18 protein-coding genes and 1 tRNA gene are annotated in these 20060 nt (G+C 64.9%); 6 read left to right on the top strand and 13 right to left on the bottom strand.

Annotation, left to right across the window (positions count from 1 at the left end; translation table 11 throughout):
* Window positions 1-54: 54 nt before the first annotated feature.
* From J5J83_RS10455 to J5J83_RS10425, 8 genes are all read right to left on the bottom strand, one after another.
* Entirely contained in the window at window positions 55-1539 is a 1485-nt protein-coding gene (locus J5J83_RS10455; RefSeq protein WP_212348846.1) for a cytochrome c, read from the bottom strand.
* A 14-nt stretch (window positions 1540-1553) separates the two neighbouring features.
* Entirely contained in the window at window positions 1554-3077 is a 1524-nt protein-coding gene (locus J5J83_RS10450; RefSeq protein WP_212348844.1) for a cytochrome c, read from the bottom strand.
* A 21-nt stretch (window positions 3078-3098) separates the two neighbouring features.
* Window positions 3099-3320 (bottom strand): hypothetical protein, encoded by a 222-nt coding sequence (locus tag J5J83_RS22945; protein ID WP_249115679.1) that lies wholly within the window; start codon window positions 3318-3320, stop codon window positions 3099-3101.
* Window positions 3299-5203 carry a hypothetical protein gene (locus tag J5J83_RS10445; RefSeq protein WP_249115678.1) on the bottom strand — a complete coding sequence of 635 codons (1905 nt, stop codon included), beginning with the start codon at window positions 5201-5203 and terminating at the stop codon, window positions 3299-3301. Before J5J83_RS10445 ends, J5J83_RS22945 begins: the two co-directional genes overlap by 22 nt.
* 108 nt (window positions 5204-5311) lie before the next feature.
* On the bottom strand, window positions 5312-6229 hold the full coding sequence (locus J5J83_RS10440; protein WP_212348842.1) for a hypothetical protein: 918 nt from the start codon (window positions 6227-6229) through the stop codon (window positions 5312-5314).
* Window positions 6230-6245: 16 nt separating this feature from the next.
* Window positions 6246-8828, bottom strand: coding sequence for a cytochrome c (locus J5J83_RS10435; RefSeq protein WP_249115677.1), 2583 nt, complete (start codon window positions 8826-8828; stop codon window positions 6246-6248).
* A gap of 336 nt (window positions 8829-9164) precedes the next feature.
* Window positions 9165-9680, bottom strand: coding sequence for a DUF2242 domain-containing protein (locus J5J83_RS10430; protein ID WP_212348840.1), 516 nt, complete (start codon window positions 9678-9680; stop codon window positions 9165-9167).
* A gap of 124 nt (window positions 9681-9804) precedes the next feature.
* Window positions 9805-10842, bottom strand: a complete 1038-nt coding sequence (locus J5J83_RS10425) for a LacI family DNA-binding transcriptional regulator (protein ID WP_212348838.1) — start codon at window positions 10840-10842, stop codon at window positions 9805-9807.
* Window positions 10843-11022: 180 nt separating this feature from the next.
* Between J5J83_RS10425 and J5J83_RS10420 the strand changes: the two genes are divergently transcribed.
* The 6 genes from J5J83_RS10420 to J5J83_RS10395 all read left to right on the top strand — a co-directional run bounded on the left by J5J83_RS10420 (window position 11023) and on the right by J5J83_RS10395 (window position 17061).
* Entirely contained in the window at window positions 11023-12039 is a 1017-nt protein-coding gene (locus J5J83_RS10420) for a TRAP transporter substrate-binding protein (RefSeq protein WP_212348836.1), read from the top strand.
* Window positions 12040-12103: 64 nt separating this feature from the next.
* Window positions 12104-12598 (top strand): TRAP transporter small permease, encoded by a 495-nt coding sequence (locus tag J5J83_RS10415; protein WP_212348834.1) that lies wholly within the window; start codon window positions 12104-12106, stop codon window positions 12596-12598.
* The gene (locus J5J83_RS10410; protein WP_212348832.1) at window positions 12595-13875 is read left to right on the top strand and encodes a TRAP transporter large permease; all 1281 of its coding nucleotides are present in this window, start codon (window positions 12595-12597) and stop codon (window positions 13873-13875) included. Before J5J83_RS10415 ends, J5J83_RS10410 begins: the two co-directional genes overlap by 4 nt.
* A 10-nt stretch (window positions 13876-13885) precedes the next feature.
* Window positions 13886-14440 carry a VOC family protein gene (locus tag J5J83_RS10405; protein ID WP_212348830.1) on the top strand — a complete coding sequence of 185 codons (555 nt, stop codon included), beginning with the start codon at window positions 13886-13888 and terminating at the stop codon, window positions 14438-14440.
* A gap of 10 nt (window positions 14441-14450) precedes the next feature.
* Window positions 14451-15725: a ribulose-bisphosphate carboxylase large subunit family protein gene (locus tag J5J83_RS10400; RefSeq protein WP_212348828.1), complete on the top strand. Its 1275-nt coding sequence runs from the start codon at window positions 14451-14453 to the stop codon at window positions 15723-15725.
* Between the two features lie 4 nt (window positions 15726-15729).
* Entirely contained in the window at window positions 15730-17061 is a 1332-nt protein-coding gene (locus J5J83_RS10395) for a four-carbon acid sugar kinase family protein (RefSeq protein WP_212348826.1), read from the top strand.
* A gap of 96 nt (window positions 17062-17157) precedes the next feature.
* Here J5J83_RS10395 and J5J83_RS10390 read toward each other — a convergent pair.
* The 5 genes from J5J83_RS10390 to J5J83_RS10370 all read right to left on the bottom strand — a co-directional run bounded on the left by J5J83_RS10390 (window position 17158) and on the right by J5J83_RS10370 (window position 19933).
* A tRNA-Lys gene (locus J5J83_RS10390) sits at window positions 17158-17233 on the bottom strand.
* Between the two features lie 101 nt (window positions 17234-17334).
* Window positions 17335-17931, bottom strand: coding sequence for a crossover junction endodeoxyribonuclease RuvC (gene ruvC / locus J5J83_RS10385; RefSeq protein ID WP_212348824.1), 597 nt, complete (start codon window positions 17929-17931; stop codon window positions 17335-17337).
* Window positions 17901-18218, bottom strand: a complete 318-nt coding sequence (locus tag J5J83_RS10380) for a heavy metal-binding domain-containing protein (RefSeq protein ID WP_212348822.1) — start codon at window positions 18216-18218, stop codon at window positions 17901-17903. The genes ruvC and J5J83_RS10380 overlap by 31 nt, the downstream gene beginning before the upstream one ends.
* 36 nt (window positions 18219-18254) lie before the next feature.
* The gene (locus tag J5J83_RS10375; RefSeq protein WP_212348820.1) at window positions 18255-19136 is read right to left on the bottom strand and encodes a DMT family transporter; all 882 of its coding nucleotides are present in this window, start codon (window positions 19134-19136) and stop codon (window positions 18255-18257) included.
* A gap of 71 nt (window positions 19137-19207) precedes the next feature.
* Complete coding sequence (locus J5J83_RS10370; RefSeq protein ID WP_212348818.1) at window positions 19208-19933, bottom strand: YebC/PmpR family DNA-binding transcriptional regulator; 726 nt, start codon at window positions 19931-19933, stop codon at window positions 19208-19210.
* Window positions 19934-20060 lie beyond the last annotated feature (127 nt).

Here is a 20060-nt window from a genome sequence, read left to right as displayed (position 1 = left end):
ATCAGCCTGCGACGCGATGGAGTGCAGGATAGCTGAGGTGCCTGGCGTCGTTAGTCAAAGCGTCTTCAGGTACTCGACGAGGGCGTCCTTGTCTTCGTCGAACAGCTCGGTGCCGAATTCGTGGCCGCCATTGCCGCCGCCTTTGGCGGCCACCTCGTGGCGGGTGCCGATGCGTTCGGCCTCTGCGCCCTGGGTGACGAATCCCACCCGCTCCGGATCGTAGAGGTCAAAGCCGCGCCAGAATACCTGCGGACGGCGGGCGGCCGGTTCGAGCAGGTCGCGCAGGGTGGGTACCGAGCCATTGTGCAGGTAGGGCGCGCGCAGCCAGATGCCGTCGAGGAAGGCCGCGACGTAGCCGGTGAGGGGGGCCTCGACGAGGCCGGGGCGGTCGATGCCCATGTCGCGCACCACGGTGTTGGCTTCACGTGCGGCCTTCTCGTTCCAGGTCTCGATGCGATTGACGTCGGTGCCGACCTCGGCCAGTGGCACGACGGTGCCGGTGCGGGGCGATGCGTGGCAGCTGGCGCAGGTGGCGTCGAACACGCCCTTGCCTCGCGCTGCCTTCGTGTCGTCGATGGCGAACGGATAGGCCGGGGCGCGCTTGGCCGATACATAGGCTTGAAGCCAGCGCACTTCGGCGAGGAATTCGTCGTTGTGCTTGGGCGGGGCGCCGAGCAGGCCGAGGGCGGAGTCGATGATCACCGAGTAGGGGTCGTGGCTGTCGCCCGCGAAGTTCATGCGCATGCCATTTTCCGGCTTGTACTTGCCCAGGTTCCACAAAGAAGGCATGTCGGTGGGGCCGAAGCTGTCGTCCATCGGCCAGCGGATCATGAAGTACTTGGTCAGGTTCATCGCGTCGTCACGCCCGCGCCCCCAGGGTGGAAAGTCGTCGCGGTACAGCCAGGCGAACTGGGTTTCGCGTTCCAGCAGTGTCTTCTTCGTGATCGGGATGATGAGGAAGCGATAGATCATGCGGTCGAGGAAGGACAGGTCGGTGACCAGGCGGATCTCGGCCATCAGGTCGTCGGCGTTGAAGCGCGGGTCCTTGGCACAGTCGACCAGAAAGCGGAAGAAGGCCCACAGGTTGAGCGTGTGATTGGGGCCGGTGGGCACGAACACCGGCGGCGAATCCGTGCTCGCGCGATAGCTCGCGGTGTGGCAGGCGGCGCAGTTGTTGGCCACGCGCGGAAAGCCCACGACTTTTTTGGAGAAGCCGACCGGCAGTTCCTGACCTTCTTCCCATACCACGCCGAAGGCGGCATAGCCGCCGGGGCCGGGGAGCTTGTCGGGAAAGATGCGCGGCAGTACGTAAAAAATCCAGTAGGGGATGCCGGCGTCGCGCTCGGCGCCGATCGAACCGTACTTGAAACGCATGTCCGGGTCGCTGGTGATCCATTCGGGCTGGGGCTCTTCGCGGAAGAACTTGTACCAGGCGAAGGCGCCGCCGCCCGCGGCCAGCAGAAGGAGGACGACGAGCACGGTCACCAGGCTGCGGCCCCGGTTGGTGCGGCGGTGGGTGGTGCGTGCGGCGCAGGGCATGGCGGTGCTCCTCGTCAGAAGGTTTTCAGGTATTCGACCAGCGCATCCTTGTCGGTCGCCGACAGCGCCGTACCGTAGGCTGCGCCTTCGTGTCCGCCGTTGCCGTTGCCGGGCAAGGTGGTGTCGAAGAGAAAGCCCGAGGGGGCGGCAGCGCCGGATGCGGGCAGGCCGGAGGCGAAGCCGACGCGCTGGCGGTCGTAGAACTCGCTACCGCGGTAGAAGCGGAGCGGGCGGGCGGCGGCGGGTTCGAGCAGGTCGCGCAGCGTCGGTACCGAACCGTTGTGCAGATAGGGCGCGCGCAGCCAGATGCCGTCCAGCGGCATGTTGGCGTAGCCCCAGGTCTTGCGGAAAAAGCGGAAGCGGTGCGGATAGCCGGCGTAGAGCGTGGCCTGATTGACGGCGAGGTCGCGGCTGTAGGAGTCGAGCCGGGCGCGGTCGGTGCCGATCTGGGCGATCGGCGTGACATGGCCGACCGCGGCGCCGCGGAAGTCCTCGCCGCTGGCGCCGTGGCAGCTGGCGCAATATTCGGCGTAGATCGGCGCACCGCGTTCGGCCAGTGCGGTATCGACGGGCCATGGCCAGGGGGGCGGACGCAGATCGAGCAGCCAGTTCTCGACGCGGCCGATGGCGTCGAGGTCGATGGTCGGCGGCGTGGTGCCGGTGCCGAAGGCGGCGCTCTTGTTGCGCTCTTCGGTGTGGGTGTTGTTGCCGTCCCAGTGCAGTTCCATGCGTTGGCCGTCATCGCGGATGGTGCGCTTGCGCTGGTTCCAGATCGAAGGAAAATCGGATGCGCCGAGGAGTTCGTGCGGCGGCAGTTGCTTCATCGGAAAATTGAACAGCACCTTGGCCGAGTTGAAGGTGTCGACGCGACCCGGCCCCCATTCGGGCTGGTCGAATACGAATTCGAAGCGGCCGCGCAGCATCAGCAGGCGCTCGCGCATCAGGGCGATCGCCACCGGATAGACGAGGTAGCGGTCGATGAGGCTGATGCCGCCCGTCAGCCGATCGATCTCGGGCACGATGAAGCTGCTTGAAAACGTCGGGCCCGCGGCACAGTTGAAGAAGAAGGTTTCGAAGGCGCGAATGTCGAAACGGTGTGCCGGCATGCCGACGATGACGCGAGGGGGCGCGTCGGGCGACTCGCGTACGGTGCTGGTGTGACACACCGCGCAGTTGAGGAAGACGCGATCGATGCCGAGGTGGCGCCGCTTCGACACGCCGATCGGGAGGTCGTGGCCGGGCTCGAAGCTCATGCCGAGGGAGGCGTAGCCCTTGCCCGGCAGGTGTTCGGGGCACACCTGCGGCAAGGCTTGCCAGATCCAGTACGGAAAACCGGATTCACGCTCGCCCCCGGTCGAACCGTACTTGAAGTGCTCGACCGGGTCGGCGTAGGTCACGGGCTCGTCGGGCAGAAAGCGCGCGGCGGCGTAGATCGCTCCGATCATGATCAGCAACCATGGCAGCCACACAATCAGGCGTCCGATCCAGCGCAGGGGCGAGCGTTGCGTCGAGCTTGCGGATGTTGGCGTTGCGGTCACGGGCGCTCTCCTTGATCGGGTTCAATCCTGGGCCACACAGGGGCGCAGCGTGGCGTAGGGACGGTTCAGCACCGCGGCTGCGGACTGGCCCTCGGCGGCGAGCAGCGCCTCGACGGCGGCGAGCATGGCGGGCAGTTCTGGCGACCGGGTGAAGGCGGGCGAATGTGCGGCGGCCGGCGGTGGCATCGGCGTTTTGCTGCGTTCCGCAAGCGGGGTGAGGTTCATCTGCAGGCGGTAGTACATGCGTTGCGCGCAGACCGCCAGATGATGCCGGACCTGTTCGTCGTCACCGTGCAGAAAACCGGGCGGAAACGCGCTTGCGGCGCCGTGGCACTGGCTGCACTGGCGGGCGAAGGCCTGCAGGTCCGGGGGCCATAGCGTGGCGCGCGCGTCGGCGGCGTCTGCTGGACGCGGTGGGGGCAGACGGGGGTTGTTGGGGGCGCGGTGGCGGCGATGCCAAGTTGATGGAACAGGGGGCCGAGCACCGCCGTTCGGCGCAGGGGCAGATCGGCCAGTGCGTCGATGGTGCCGGCGAGCGTCGCGGCGGACAGTCGGTCGATGGCGGTATTCAGCGGCGCGAGGTCGGCGACCAGGTCCAGGCTTGCCTGGGCGGGCGCCGTGCTCGTCGCGGGCCGAAGGACGACCTGCCGGATGACCGAGCCCTGGCGCGTGCGTACGCTGCGGCCATCGCGCGCCAGCGCAAAGGCGGCGGCGTGTGTGTCCGCGGCGGTGGGGCGGGCGTCGGCCAGCGCGATCGCGCCGACATTGTGCGTGCCGTGCAGTTGCAGACGGTCGATGGTCCCGCCCGTGGGGCGCTCGCCGCGAAGGTCGACGCGCGCCAGCAGGCGGCTGCCATCGGGATGACTGCAGTCGTAGTCGATGCGTCGGCCGTCGGGGTGTTCGCGTGTGCTGCATTCCATGGTCAGGCGCGTGCGGGGGGCTGCGCGCATGCTTGCGAGACGTCGGTCGATGAGCGCGATGTCGGTGGCGGAGAAGGACATCGACAGTGCCTGGATGAATCTGCGAACGTCGCTCGCGTCGTCGCCATGCCAGATCTCGAGCGGTGCGCGCAGGGCCAGCGGATCGAAGGCCGCACTGATGTCGGCGTACAGGCGAAGGGCCGCATCGTCCGGTGTCTTCTCGCCAGCGAGCAGCCCGGCGAAGGGTTGCCGATTGGGCAGTTGCGGATCGGGAATCGGCAGTCCGTCGGGCCAGCGCCTGCGCCAGTTCGCCCGCAAGGGCGCAAGCAGCGTGTGCTCGGTGGCGGCGCTGAAGGCAGTGTCGCCGGTGAGGCGGTAATGCAGCGCCTGCCTGAGTGCCTCGGCGCGGCAGGCGATGGTGGCGGCGCGGCTGTCCGTCTCGCAGCCGTCGCGCCAGATCTGCTGCGCGATGGGCAGCAGGCCGGCGCGTTTCGTGGCCGCGTCGATGGCGTCGGGCACGTCTACACCGTGGCGCCAACGCACGCCGTAGAAGGACCTCCCGGTTGCAGCGAGACGGGCGGCGATGACCGGATTGGCGCTGGTTTCGTCCCACGACTGGCGGGAGAAGATCGGTGCGCCATCGTGATGGCAGGCGAGGCATAGCGTGCGGTTGGCGTAGCCGGTCCGGGGACGTCCGCCTTCGCGGTAGTCGCGCACCAGCTGGAACTCGAAGCGTGCCGCGTCTTCGTTGTAGCTGATCACCTCGAGCGCTGCCGCCTTCTCGTGGTAGGCGATATAGAGGCGATCCCTGAGGTAGGCGTGCCCGGGTGCAGCATGTGGCGGCGGTTCGCCCGTGGCCGCGACCACGACGCGGGGGTAGCGAAAGGCGTCGACGTCTCCCGCGGCATGCCTTTGCAGCGAACGTCCGAGCGGGATCAGCACCACCGACAGGCCTCCCGAGGCTTCCTCGCTGTCGAGTCGGGTAGCAAGCCGTTGCAGCAGCGCGGCGAACGGAAACGGAACGTCCGGCGCGCCCGGTGCCTCATCTGCCATCAGGCGGTCGAACAGCGATTGCCCCACCGGGGGCAGAGTGTCTTCGGGGGCACGGGATGCGAGTGCGTCGGTGGCCGCGACGGAGGGCGCAGTGAGCAGCGCACCGCACAGAGCGAGTGACCGCCACGCATGTTGCGATGCCCATCGAAGCATGCTCCGTCTCCCATTGCGCGCGCCGCGGGATGTTCTGCTCTGGCACCAGCGGGCCGGATCGTGGCGTCTTCGCGCGTGCGATCCGGTCTGCCGGCAAGGTCGGACGGCTCAGCCCCGATCCGTCCGTGCCGCAACCACCATGCGCTGTTGCGTGCCGGTCCAGCAGTCCTGCTGCACCTGGCCGGTTTTCAGGAACTCGTCGCGGGCGCGTTCGGCAATCTCCTTGTTGTAGAGGACGAAATTGACCACGAAGGTGCGATCCATGTACGCGCGGCCCAGGTAGAAGCCGGGGTAAACCATGCGGATTTCGTCGCGAATGGCGAAACCGTCGCGTCCGGCGAGCATGTCCGGCATGCGGTGGTAGCCCGGCAGCTCGTCAGTGAAGGCGTAGTCGATGATGATCGACTCGCGGCGACCGTCGAGCAGGCTTTGTCCGCAGTAGAGCTTGGCCGGGAACAGCAGCCACTGGTCCTTGCCATTGACCGTCGTTTTCGTCAGTGGGTTGTCCGCGCTCTCTTCCACCAGGCCGACCTTCTTCAGGAGCGAGAGGTCTTCGATGCGGTTGCGCAGTACGCGTTCGTCGCGATAGAAAACCTTGCCCTTCCACAGCGTTTCGCCGACCAGGTCGAGTTTGGCGCCGGCGATATTGACCACCAGGCCCTTGAGCCCGCCGCCGGCAATCTCGGACAGCCGCAGCTTGCCGCTGCCGCCACGGGGGAAGAACAGATCGCCATCGAAGGCACCGTCGGGAATCGGTCCGGCGGCGAGGCGGGCGTAGATCTGGTCCACCTGTTCCTGGTCCAGGAACGACAGGTTCTTCGGCGTGATCTTGTACAGATCTGCGGTGGCGATGGGGTGCTCGTACTCCAGCTGGGCGAAATCGGGTTTGCCGGCATAGTCCGCACTGTAAGGCGCAAACGGAATGTCGGGCGCAGCCTTGTCGGCGCTGTCGAAGAAACCGCAGGCGGTTACGAGCAGCGCGCTGACGGTGCAGAGTGCACGCGTGATCCGGGTGGCGGTTTGCATGGCGTTCCCCCTTGAGTCATAGCGTGGCCAGGAAGGCGATCAGCGCGTTCTTGTCCGCCTCCGACAAGTCCTCGCCAAAGCGGTGTCCGTCATTTTCGATCTCGGCCGTGCAGCTGCTGTAGGCCTGCTTGATCAGGTAGGGACGTGCCTTCAGGGCCTCGACGAGTGCGTTGGGCTTGCCGACGATCTCGCCGGTGATGGCCTTGAGGTCGGCGAAAACCTTGCCGCCGGCATCCGCGCCGAAGCGCTTGTCTAGATCGGCCTGCAGATCCTTGGGTGCGGTCTTCGCCTTCACCAGATCGACGATGAACTGCTTGTGCTGGAAGTTGCCGATGGTGCCTGCGGTGACGCCGCGACCGTCGATTTCGCTGGGGATGGTGAGCTCGAAACCGAGCAGCTTTTCCTTCTCGGTACCGTCCCACAGGCGTGGCCCGATACGCAGCGTGATGTCCTCGCTGAGCAGGGTGACCTTGGGGAGGCGCTGCGCCGGGTTCAGCAGTTCGCGCATCGATTCGACATAGAGGCGGAAGCGGCCGTCCACGCTGGGGTCGTACTCGAAGCAGGCCGGTTGTTGTTCCGGAGGCAGCAGTTTGTTGTTGGCGTCGACGTAACGCGGGCGCTTGGCGTAGAAGTCATTGTTGGCGTTCTGTGGCTTGCCGCACAGCTCCGGTCCCATCGCATTGTTGTGCATGAAGGGCGCGTGCGCCCACAGGTTGAGCAGCGAGATGTTGCGATAGTGGCCGCGGCCACCATCGCCGGGCTCCTTGACGTTGGGGTCGGGCGGTTGCGCGCGCAGGGTTTCGGAGCCGAATTCCTGCCAGATGCGTCCCGTCATGTGGTTCGAATGCAGGGCGCGGCAACGGAAGGTGCCAACTTCGGAAACCGGGGTCGGCTGGTCATTGCCCATCCAGTCCTGGCGCAGGCCGGTGGCGAGATCGAGCTTGTGGAAATCGACATTGACGAACTGGCCGTCGGCGCCGCCGTCCTGGCTGGAGTGGCAGCGTGCGCAGGTCTTTGCGAAGACTTCGCGGCCCTGCGCCACTGCGCCCTTGCCGAACTGTGTTTCGAGGTCGGAGATCAGATCCTGCTCGGTATAGCGCGCCGCCGGGGACGAAGCGCGCAGAACGTTCTCGCGTGCGTCGCGCAGGTCGGTGACATGGGCCTCGGCCGACAGGAAGAAGTCGAGGACGTTGGTGAGGCGGTCTTCGATGGCGCGGAAATTGGGGCAGTCGCGCCGGCATTGCGCAATATTGAACGGGGTCTGGCCGAAGCCGCGTTGCTGCGGGTCGATCTGGCGCAGGTCGGAGAGGTGGTTCATCCAGCATTGTTCGGAGCACGAGCCGATGTTGAAATACACGCGCTGGATCGCCTCGATGGCGCCGATCGAGTCCTCGCCGCCCTTCAGGATGTGGTGCACCGTCTCCGGCTGCAGGGACTTCTTCCAGCACTTGCCGTCGCGGCCCGGTTCGCACCAGCAGCTCGCCTCGTTCCTGTCTTCGCCGCAGGTGTTGACCTTGCGCCACTTGAGAACGGACTCGCCGGCAAATGTGGGGCGCTTGGCAATGTTGATCAGCGCGTTGATGGTGCCGGGGTTGTTGACCTGGTCGGTCGGAATCGCGGAGGTGTCGGTCGCGCCCGGGCGGGCGTGGGCGAACATCTGCCATTCCAGCGTATTGCTCGCCATGCCCGATACCATGATCTCGGAGATCCGCGTGTATTGGTTGCCGATCAGCCCCTTGATGTTCTCCCATTTGGGGTTGGCCGGGTCGGCGGGCGGATTGAGCGGGTCGAAGGCGATATGGCATGAGCCACAGGCGGTGCCGATGAGAAATGGCGGCTCGATCGCACCGTCCTGCAGGTGGGAACGGGCCGCATCGCGATGACCGCCGGCCGCCGCAATCGGGCGGTTATAGCCTTCCCAGCTGCCGGCGCTGCCGTTCAGGCGCAGCCAGGCGGCCTTGTCGAAACGTGGGTTGGGGAACTTGCGGATGCCCAGTGCGCCGGTCGAGGTGCCGAAGCGCAGATCGCAGGCCGACTGGCGCTGATCCTTGGGGCCGTGGGTGTCGTCGGGCTTGATCGGCGCATCGACAAAATCGCAGGCTGGGTCGGGGTAGCCCTGGCGCCCGACATAGCCGAGCAGTTCTTCGTCGCCCGGGCACCAGTCGAGCCCGTAGGTCTCGTCGAGCGACTTCGCCGGACAATTGGCCGATCCGGGGGTGCAGCAGGCGGGGTCGTTGATGATGCCCCAGGCGCGGAAGCGGTCGCCGCGCTGGTCGGCGCGCAAAACGCGGAACCAATCGATGAGTACGCCGACGCGTTGCTGGAACACGTAGGTGTGGAAGCGCTCGTTGCCCGCGGTGGCCTTGAACCAGATCATGCGCCCGGCGCATTCGGACTCGTTCAGGCCTTCGCGCGCGCAGGCTTCGTAATAGGGGGTGTTCTGGGCGTGCGCGATGCGCGGCATGGCGGGCGGCGCGGTCGGCGTGTCCGCAGTCTGTGCGGCAGGCGGGGATGTGGCGGGCTGGGTGGTTGCCGTGTGCGGAAACGCGATGCCGAGAATCGCAACGAGCAGAGTGGCAAGGAACAGCGCACGCCTCATGATTCGTTCTCCGATTGGGCGGGCCGTCAGTCGCTCGGGACGCGCGCATCCGGACGTCCGGCGATGCGCCTTTTCCCGGTCGGGAAAGGCCCGCGTCGGCAATCTCGATTACATGCGGCAAACTGCTCTGTCGGCCATGGGAGCGCGTCGCCATACTGCAACGGCGCACTCATCCTGTATATCTTGTACTTCATTCATAGCTGGAAACATCGCATTTGCAAGGTTCGAAACATGCGCGCACCTCAATGGCAATGCCATTTCTCGCGCAAGGCACGGGTGCAGGCGGGGCGATTCCCGCTGCGGAAACAGCGCCCGGTGGGGATGCAATGTGCGTGACTACCTGTCCTTGCGCTTGACGCGTGGCGCGTGGTCGCCCATGCGTTTGAAGAAACGCTCGTAGAACTGCGGATCGCTGACGGTTTCGCCGCCGACCTTCACCAGCGAGTCGTTTCTGGAACTCCACGGCAGCGACAGCGACCCGACGCCCGATACGCTGAAGCCGGCAGAACTCGACGATTGCTTGAGCTCGTACTGGGTTTGCACGGCATTGGCATAGGCGATGGTCTCGCTGCCTGCCTCCGCGCAGTTCACGTTGAATTCGATCTGGAAATGAACGTCTTCGTCAGGCTGGAAATTCTTCGTGGCGCGAATGGCGTCGGGCAGTGCCGAGACGATGGTGTAGCCCTGACTGAGCAGGGTTCGCCGGGCGGCTTCGCAGGTGGTGCTCGCGTTGGCCGCGAATCGGGCCTGATACGGCGACGCGGAATCGAAGGTTTCGTCTTCGTATACGCTCGGGCCGCCGCAGGCAGTCAGCACCGCAGTGCTCAGAAGGCATGCTACGACTGCGCGCATGGTGGTCTCCTGTTCTTTTCGCATCGACGTTTTCAGCATACGCCCGGGGAAGGGGTGGGACAACTGATCGAGGTCAAGCCATGGCGCGTGTTTCGGCGCCAGCGCGCGGGAAAGGCGGTGGTGGTCATGGCAGGTTTTCGCGCAGGACGATACTGATCCGCATCGGCTCGACGCCGGAGGTCGCATTGCGCCCGTCACGCAGGTTGCTGAAGATGCGCGCGCAATTGAGGATCATGGTCTGCGGGTGCTGGTTGATGACGGCGTCCAGCGTGCCGTCGATCAGCAGCGCACGCGTGTCGGGCGTCAGCCCGTGGGCGATGACCACGACGGGCTGCTCCGTTCTGCACGCCTTGAGTGCTCGACCCACGCCTTCGGCGCCGCCGCCGATGTTGTAGAGACCGACGAGGTTCGGGTACTGGCGTAGCAGCGACAGGGCGAGCCGGTGGTTGGTGTCGGCGTCGTCGCGCCCCTCCCTGACCCCGACCAGCTGCAGTGCGGGGAACTGTTCCTGGATCAGATGGAGAAAGCCCAGTTCCCGATCCTCGTGGCCACGGTAGTGGCGCGATGCTGCGATCATCGCCACGGGGCCGCTGCGCGGCCCGATGAAGCGCCCCATCAACATGCCGGCCGTACGCCCGGCGGCGCGGTTGTCCATGCCAACGTAGGCTGCGCGGCGCGAATTCGATACGTCCGAAATCAAGGTGATCACATGTACGCCGCGCTCCACGAGCGCGTCTACTGCGTCGCGCACCTTTGGGTGCTCCAAGGCCATGAAGGCCAGTCCCTGGACGCGTTGACCGTGGTGGCGCAGGGCCGCGGCGACGCCGTCCGGATCGAAACTGTCGATGGTGTTGACGCGGCAATGCACGTTGAACGGAAGGAGTGCGTCGGTTGCATAGCCGATGGTATCGGCCAGCATGTGCAGGTAGCGGTTGGTGCCCGCGGGAATCAGAAAGACGATCTCCATCGGCGGAGGACGCATGGATTTCCACAGGTCCTCCTCGGGCAGGTACTGCAGTTCGGCAGCCGCCTTGAGCACGCGCTGTGCCGTCGCACCGCGCACATGGCCGCGACCATTGAGCACCCTGTCGACGGTGGCGGTGGAGACGCCGGCGAGCCTGGCGATATCGGGAATCCGGCTTCTTGATTCGGGTTTTTCCATCAAAAAACATCAAGCCCATTGATTGCGGATGTATGTATCGAAGCCTAGCATCGATCACGGATGCAATGAAAACCCTCAGATTGCATCACGATCTGCGGCATTTCGCGTGTCTGTGCGATGTCGTGAATTGCGGCTGGCGTCTCTGCGTCAGCCATTCCGGGGGACTACAAAGGAGACGATATGTCCGCACGACCGCATTCCCTTACCCGCCGTCTGACGCTTGCCCTTGGGCTGTCCCTTGCGCTGGGTGCCGCCACTGGTGCCCGTTCGGACCAGGGCGTCGAGTTCCGCTACGGGCATATGAACCCGCCGACGAGTGCGGCAGGCATCCAGGCCAACTGGCTGGCCGAAGCGATAGAGAAGCACAGCGGTGGCGAGATCAAGACCAAGGTCTACCCGTCGTCACAGTTGGGCAAGCTGCAGGAACTGGCCGAGGCGGTATCGACCGGAACGATCGCCCTGTCGCACAACACGGCGGCCGGCATCGGCTCGCTCTACGAGCCGTTCGCCGCGCTGGACACGCCCTATCTTTACCGCGATGTCGATCATCTGATGAAAGTCGTCGACGTCAATTCGCCGGTGATGAAAAAGCTCAACGAAGGGCTGGTGAAAGCAGCGGGTGTACGCGTGCTCTACGGTTACTACTTCGGCACCCGCCAGTTGACTGCGAACAAGGCCGTGTACCAGCCGTCCGATCTCGCCGGGGTGAAGATCCGCGCCATTCCTTTCCCGATCTACACCTCAGCTGTCGAGGGGCTGGGCGCTGTGCCAGTGCCGGTCGATTGGTCGGAAGTGCCGACGGCGCTCGCGACCGGGGTGGTCAGCGGTCAGGAGAATCCGGTCAATGTCGTGCTGTCCTCGAAACTCTACGAGGCGCAGTCGCACATGATGCTGACTGGTCACGTGATGAACGCGCAACTGATCGTGATCAACGAGAAGGTCTGGCAGGGCCTGTCGGCCCAACAGAAGGCGGCCGTCACCAAGGCGGCGGAAGAGGTGCGCTTGCGCGCGACGGAGATGGTGCGTAAGTCAGAGGATGACGAGCTTGCCAAGCTGAAGGCACTCAAGATGACCGTGATCGGCACGGGCGAGGGGCTCAAGCTCGATGCCTTCAAGACCTCGGTGCAGAAGCTGGTGCATGAACGCTTCGATGCCAAGTACGGCGATCTGTACAAGGACATTGCCGCGATCCAGTAAGTCGGAACGACCTACGGAGCGGTTGCCGTCGAGGCACCGCTTACCCTGCTCAAGGAGCTTTCCGATGCGTTCTGACTTGCCGCCGCCGCGAGGCTGGCTGCCGCGTACCTGTGTCCTCTTCGAAACGGTGGCGATGCTGCTGGTCGGTGTCATGACGGCCTTCATCGTCGTCCAGGTGCTGGGGCGAAACCTCTTCAACGCCGGGCTGCCATGGGCGGAGGAGCTGGCACGCTACTGCGGTCTCGGTGTGGTTTACCTGACGGTGCCGCTGCTCCTGCTCAAGGGTGGACACATCCAGGTCGAGTGGTTGCCGAATGTCCTGGGGCGGCGTTCGGCTTTCGTCCTGAAGCTCGTCAATGAGCTTGTCGTGCTTGCCTATTGTCTGTTTTTCCTTTGGGGTGGCTGGCATTTTCTCAAGCGTGCCGCGCACTTTTCGACGGCGGCGCTCGGTATTCCGAACTGGCTCTACTACCTGCCGGCCGCGGTGGGAATGACGCTGCTGACGCTGGTTGCGCTGTCGCGCCTGTCCGCTCTGATCTACGGGAGACAGCCGTCATGATGAGTCTGATCGTGATGATCCTGTTCCTGCTGACGATGTTGATGGGGGTGCCGATTGCGATGGCCCTCGGTGTGTCGTCGGCGATCGTGATCTGGGCGTTCGACATGCCACTGACGGTAGTGGCCCAGCGCACCATCAATGCGCTCGATTCCTTGCCCCTGCTGGCCGTCCCGATGTTCATTCTGGCCGCGGCGCTGTTCGGCGCCTCGGGAATCACCAGGCACCTGTTCGTGCTGATCCGCCTGCTGGTGGGGGGAATCCGCGGCGGCCTCGGCCATGTGACCGTGCTTGCCAATCTGCTGTTCTCCGGTATCTCGGGGGCGGCGCTGGCCGACATCGGCGCGCTGGGCGGTACGCAGATCCGCATGATGAGGGAGCAGGGCTACAAGGATGAATTCGCCGCGGGCATTATCATGGCGGCGGCGACGATCGGGCCCATCTTTCCGCCGAGCATCCCCTTGATCATCTTCGCCGCCGCGGCCGAGGTGAGTGCGGTCAAGGTGCTGCTGGCCGGTGCGCTGCCGGCACTGGTGATTGCGGCGGTGTTGATGGTGCAGATCGCCGTCATGGCACGGCGCCAGAATCTGCCGCGCGACACCATCACCGAGGATGCGCCGCCACTGTTCAAGGCCTTCATCAAGGCGCTGCCGGCGTTGTTTGCCCCGGTGATCCTGATTGGCGGCCTGGCCAGCGGCTTCTTCGGGCCGACCGAGGTGGCCGCGGTCACCGTGATCTACGCCTTGTTTCTGGGCCAGTTCGTATACCGCGAGCTGACCTGGAACGGCCTTGTGGAGGCCGCGCGCGAAACCGTGCATTCGACGGCCAGCGTCCTGTTCATCGTCGGCGCTGCGGCCCTGTTCGCCTGGGTGCTGACCATCGACCAGTTGCCGTCCCGTGCCAGCGAGTTCCTGCTCGCGCAATCGAGCAACCCCTGGGTGTTGCTGCTGGTGGTGAACCTCGTGCTGCTGATCGTGGGCATGTTCATGGAGTCGATTGCGGCGATCTTGATCCTGGCGCCGATCTTCACCCCCGCGCTGGTGGCAGCGGGCGTCGATCCGGTGCACCTGGCTGTCGTCATGGTGCTCAACCTGATGATCGGCCTGCTCACCCCGCCGATCGGCATGAGCCTGTACATGGTCGCGCAGGTCGGGCGCATGCCGCTGTCGCGCGTCATCGCCGGCGCGTTGCCTTTCCTGTGGCCGCTCTTCATCGCTCTCGGGATCATCACCTTCGTGCCAGCGCTGTCGACCTGGCTCCCCAACCTAGTCATGAAATGAGAGACACGCCATGAGCCGTTTTTTCGGAGAGATTCGCCAGGTTGCCTACCTTGTTCCGGATATCGAGGAGGCGATGGCGTACTGGTCGCAGGTGCTGGGCGTAGGGCCCTGGTATTACAACCCCCGCGTTCCCATCAGAAACTACATGTATCGCGGAATGCGGTATGAGCCGCACAACTCAGTCGCGTTGGCCAATGCCGGCGGACTGCAGATCGAGTTGCTGCAGACCCGCAATGATGTGCCGTCGATGTACCGGGATTTTCAGCTCGCTGGCCTGTCGGGCGTTCAGCACGTCGCCTACTGGACCGAACAGTTCGACGCCGATCTGGCGCGTGCCGAAGCGGAGGGGTTCCGCGTCTGCATGAGCGGGGAGGTCGGCGATAACGGCCGCTTTGTCTATTTCGACGACAAGACCGGGCGGCCCGAGTCACACCCTGGCACGGTCATCGAGTTGTCCGAGGTGGCCGGACCCAAGGGCCGCCTGTTCAAGCTCATCCGCGAGGCAGCGGTGAATTGGGACGGCAGCGATCCGGTGCGCCCGTTTCCCGATCTGACCACGCTTTGAAGGACGTGAAATGAGCGAACTGATCACCGCGACCTATCTGATCGAAACGCCGCTGGAACCCGCACGCGTGGCCGAGGTGCTGGCCGGTGAGCAGAGCAGTGGCACGTTCGTGCGTGTGGCGGGCGAGACCGAAGCGCTGAAGGCGCGTTCGCGGGCGACTGTGCTGCGCGTCGATGCGTTGCCGTCCCTGGCTGCGCCGAGTCTGCCTAACGCCTTGCTCGAACGTCGGCGGCAGGCAGGGCCCTGGCGCCGCGCGACGGTTGAGGTCGCGTTTCCGGTCGCCAATATCGGTCACAATCTGCCGACACTGGCGGCGACGCTGGCCGGCAACCTGTACGATCTGGGCGAGACGACGGGCGTGCGCCTGCAACAGGTGCGGATTCCGGCCGGGTTCAGGGCGCGATTCGAGCGGCCGAAGCAGGGGGTCGCGGGAACCAGGGCGCTCACTGGTGTGGCCGAGGGGCCGCTGGTGGGTACCATCATCAAGCCCAATGTCGGCATGACCGCTGCGGAAACCGCAGCGCTGGTCGAGGACCTGTGCCATGCCGGAATCGATTTCATCAAGGATGATGAGTGCTGCGGCAATCCCGAGCATGCGCCGACGCCCGAGCGCATCCGGGCGGTCATGGAGGTCGTGCGCCGCTGGCAGGATCGCAGCGGCAAGCATGTGATGGTGGCGTTCAACATCACCGACGAGCACGACGAGATGCTGCGTCACGCCGACCTGGTGGCACGGGAGGGCGGCAGTTGCGTCATGGTCAGCATGAACTGGGTGGGGATGTCGTCGGTGCAGGCGCTGCGGCGGCGCACGGATCTGGCCGTGCATGGACATCGAAACGGCTTTGGCATGTTCTCGCGGCATCCAGCGCTCGGCATGGACTTTCAGCCCTATCAACTGCTTTGGCGTCTGGCCGGGGTCGACCACATGCACGTGCATGGTCTCTCCGGCAAGTTCTCCCAGTCCGACGAGGAGGTCGTGTCGTCGGCGCACGACTGCCTCCGACCCCTGAGCGATCCCGAAGATGACGCCGATATCGTGATGCCGGCGTTTTCGTCGGGACAATGGGCAGGCACCCTTCCCCAGACGATCGCTGCTGTGCCCGATGCGGATCTGATGTTCATGTGTGGCGGCGGCATCCTGGCGCATCCAGGCGGACCCGGGGACGGGGTGATCAGCATTCGCGAAGCCTGGCAGGCCATTCGGCGCGGCCAGTCACTGAACGACGCCGGGCGTACTGCGCCTGAGCTGGCCGCTGCACTTGAATTCTTCGGTGGCAAGGACTGAGCACGTGTCGGCCGTCATTCGATACGCCTGGTATGGCGACGACTTTACCGGAGCCTCCGATACGCTGGCGACGGTTGCGGACGCCGGTCTGAGCGCACGCCTCTTTCTCGGAGTGCCTACACCTCGGCAACTGGCCGCTGTCGGGCCACTTGATGCGCTGGGTATCGCCGGCGCGGCCCGGGCCATGGACCACGATGCGATGCGTGAGGAGTTGGCGCCGGTGGGATTGTTCTTCGCCGGGCTGGGCGCGCGCCTGCTGCACTACAAGTGTTGCTCGACCTTCGACAGTGCGCCGCATGTGGGCAGCCTCGGGGTCGCGCTGGAGATGCTGCGGTCCGAATTGCCGGATGCCTTTGTGCCGGTGCTCGGTGGCCAGCCGAGTCTGGGCCGCTACTGCGCGTTCGGTCACCTGTTTGCCTCTGCATCGCGCGATGGTCCCGTGTTTCGGATCGACCGCCATCCGACCATGAGTCGTCATCCGGTGACGCCCATGCGCGAATCCGATTTGCGTCAGCATCTGGCAGAGCAGGGACTGCGGCAGGTGCCACTTGTGGATATGCGCGGTCTTGACGAGCTGGATGATCCGGCGCTGGATGAAATTGTGACGCTCGCCATCGCTGGCAAGCCCGATGCCGTGCTGTTCGATGTGTTGCGCACGGCCCACCTCCAGCGCATCGGTCGCCTGCTGTGCCGTCAGGCCGCCCGGCAGCGCGTGTTGGCGCTGGGCGCGAGCAGTGTGGCCCAGGCCCTTGTCCTGCATTGGAAGGCCTTGGGCGAACTGCCGCTGGAAACGCAAGTAAGGCCCGTCGGTCCCGCTGCCGGCCCCGTGTTCGTGCTGGCTGGAAGTCAGTCTCCGCAGACCGCACAGCAAGTGGTCCATGCGCTCTCGTCTGAGGGCGGAGGATCTGCATACGTCGGCGTGACGATAGACATCGACAACATCGTCCGTCAGCCCGCGGCCTTTGACCTTGTGATCGATCGCTGTGTTCGCCAATTGAGCGAGGGACGGTCGGTATTGGCGCGGACCACGCCAGCCCGCGTCGACGGCCATGCTCCTGCAATGGTCGCCGCGCTGTGCGCGCGCATGCTGGTACTCGTGTTGGAGGGGGCGCCGCATGTACGTCGCGTCGGCGTGGCCGGAGGCGATACCTCCAGCTTGGCCCTGCGTGCGTTGGCCCCGTGGGCGCTGGCCCATGCTGGCGTGTTGTCGCCCGGGGTGTCGGTGGTGCGCGCGTGCGCGGATGAGTGCCGCCTGGATGGCCTCGAATTGATGCTCAAGGGGGGGCAGATGGGCACGACCGATATATTTCTGCGCCTGCTGAACGGGCGCAGTTGATCTGATCCGTCCGCGCAGAGAGGTCGAACAGCGGACCGTGTGCTGCAAAAGCAAAAAGGCCAACCCCGGAGGATTGGCCTAAGTGCTTGTTGTTCTTGGTGGGGGCACTAGGATTCGAACCTAGGACCTACTGATTAAGAGTCAGCTGCTCTACCAACTGAGCTATACCCCCGGTGCCGTCTTGCTGGCGTCGTCGAAACCGTGTTTCGTCGAGAGGCGCGCATAATAGCCAATAGGCTGCGCATGCGCAAGGACTTTCGAAAGAAAAGTTGATCAGAGCGCCTGGATGCGCCCGCCGCGCCGCCGCGTCCCGATGCCGGCGATGGCGCCCAGGCCTTGGCTGCCATGGGCGTGGCAGATCGCGCAGGCGAGAGCATCGGCCGCGTCCGGGCTGGGCGAGGCGTCGAGCGCGAGCAGGCGCTGGACCATGTGCTGCACCTGCTCCTTGGCCGCCTTGCCATGGCCGACGACCGACTGCTTGACCTGCAGCGCGGTGTATTCGGCCACCGGAAGGTCGCACGACACGGCACCACAGATCACAGCTCCGCGTGCCTGACCCAGTAGCAGTGTGGATTGCGGATTGACGTTGACGAACACCTTTTCCACGGCGACGGTGTCCGGCGAGTAGGTGGCGATGACCTCGCGCACGCCGTCGAGCAAGGTCTTGAGGCGGCCGGGCAGCTCGCCGTCGCGGGTCTTGATGCAGCCGCTGGCGACATAGCGCAACTGGCTGCCGAGCACGTCGATGAGGCCGAAGCCGGTGATGCGCAGCCCGGGGTCGAGACCGAGGATGCGGGTGACGACCGTGCGCGATGCGCTGCCGCTCGGGCCGGGCTGGGTCAAACCACCACCGCGGTGCCGCTCACGCATACCATGAGCATTCCATTGTCCTGGCCCAGGACCTCGTAGTCGATATCGATGCCGACCACGGCGTTGGCGCCCAGTTTTGCCGCCTGTTCCGCCATTTCTTCCATGGCCATTTCACGCGCATCGGCCAGCGAGCGCTCGTAGGCGCCGGCCCGTCCGCCGACGATATTGCGAATCGATGCGAACAGGTCCTTGAAAATGTTGGCGCCGATGATGGCCTCACCGGCGACGACGCCGAGATAGCGCTGGATGGTGCGGCCTTCGAGGGTAGGCGTGGTCGACAGTTGCATGAACGTTCTCCGCGAATGAATGCCTGGTGAATCGTATCAGGCCTTGCGCGCCAGCCATACGCCTGCGACCGCAACGATCATGCCGGCAAGCGCCATGCCGCTCAGCGTCTCGTCGAACATGGCCCAGGCAATCAGGGCGGTGGTGGGCGGGGTGAGATAGAAGAGGCTGGCGACATTGACTGCGCTCCCGCTTCGGATCAGCAGATTGAGCAGGCTGATGGCCCCCAGCGATAGCACCACCACCAGCCACAGCAACGCGAAGACGAACTCACCGCTCCAGACGATCTCCATGTTCTCGGTCTGGCTGGCGGCCAATGCGGTCAGGATCAGCGTGGGTACGAACTGAATGACGGATCCGGTGCGCAGGTCGAAACGAGGGCAGAAGCGCTTCTGGTACAGGGTGCCGACCGTGATGCCGATCAGGGCGACAAAGGCGGGGGCGAGCATAAAGCCGAGTTCGTCGGGCGACATGCCATCGACGGCAATCTTGTTGCTGACGACAAGGCTGACACCGAAGAAGCCCAGCGCGAGTCCGCCCCACTGCCGGATATTGATCCGCTCTCCGAGCAGGAAGCCCGCACCAAGAGCGGTGAGCAAGGGCTGCATGCCGACCACCAGGGCCGTGACGCCGGCCGGAAGTCCGCGGTGGATGGAGATGAAGACGCCCCCGAGGTAGAGTGCATGAACCAGGACGCCGGTGATGCCGATATGCAGCACCGCTCGCGGAGACGCCGGCCACGGTGCGCGCATCGCCGTGGCGATCACTGCCATCAGTACGATCACCATGGCATAGCGGGTGCTGAGAAAGGTCAGAGGCTCGGCGTAGGGAAGGCCAAACTTCGCGCCAATGAAACCGGTGCTCCACAGCAGTACGAAGAGCAGGGGCATGGTGCGTTGGGCAAGCGTGGTCGTGGTCATGAGTCGTCTCGCGTCGCCAAAACAAAAAAGGCGGCGCAGTGCGCCGCCCCGTGAAGCTGCAGTTGCAGCAGTTATTCGTCCATGACGGCCGAGGTGTAGACTTCCTGCACGTCGTCCAGGGCCTCGAGTGCGTCGAGCAATTTTTGCATGCGGGCCGCATCATCGCCGCTGAGTTCAGTCTCGTTCTGGGCCTTCATCGTGACTTCGCCGAATTCGGCGGTGAAGCCGGCCTGCTCCAGCGCCTCCTTGACTGCGGTGAATTCCCAGGGACCGGTAATCACCTCGATGGAGCCGTCGTCGTTGGTGACCACGTCCTCGGCGCCGGCTTCGAGCGCCGCTTCCATCAGCGCGTCTTCGTCTGTGCCCGGGGCGAACATGAGCTGACCACAATGCTTGAACTGGAACGACACGCAGCCGTCGGTGCCCATGTTGCCGCCATATTTCGAGAATGCATGGCGGACGTCGGCGACGGTGCGCACCTTGTTGTCGGTCAGGCAGTCGACGATGACGGCTGCACCGGCGATGCCATAGCCTTCATAGCGCGCCTCTTCATAGGTCACGCCTTCAAGCTGGCCAGTGCCGCGCTTGATGGCGTTGTCCATGTTCTCCTTGGGCATGGACTCGCCCTTCGCCTTGTCGATGGCGAGGCGCAGGCGCGGGTTGGCGCTGACGTCACCTCCGCCCATGCGGGCCGCGACGGTGATTTCCTTGATCAGCTTGGAGAAGACCTTACCGCGCTTGGCGTCCTGACGACCCTTGCGGTGCTGAATATTGGCCCATTTTGAGTGACCAGCCATACGAACCTCTGGAGCAGCGTGTGCGATTGAAAAGTCGCTGCATTATACAGATGCAGCGCCCGGGGCTGGTATCCGGCGGCACGTAAACGGGGCGCGCGGGGTAATATTCGGCATATTTCCCGTCAAT

The organism is Azoarcus sp. L1K30 (genome assembly GCF_018122735.1).
Classification (GTDB): Bacteria; Pseudomonadota; Gammaproteobacteria; order Burkholderiales; family Rhodocyclaceae; genus Parazoarcus.
This window is presented reverse-complemented; position numbering and strand designations above follow the sequence as displayed.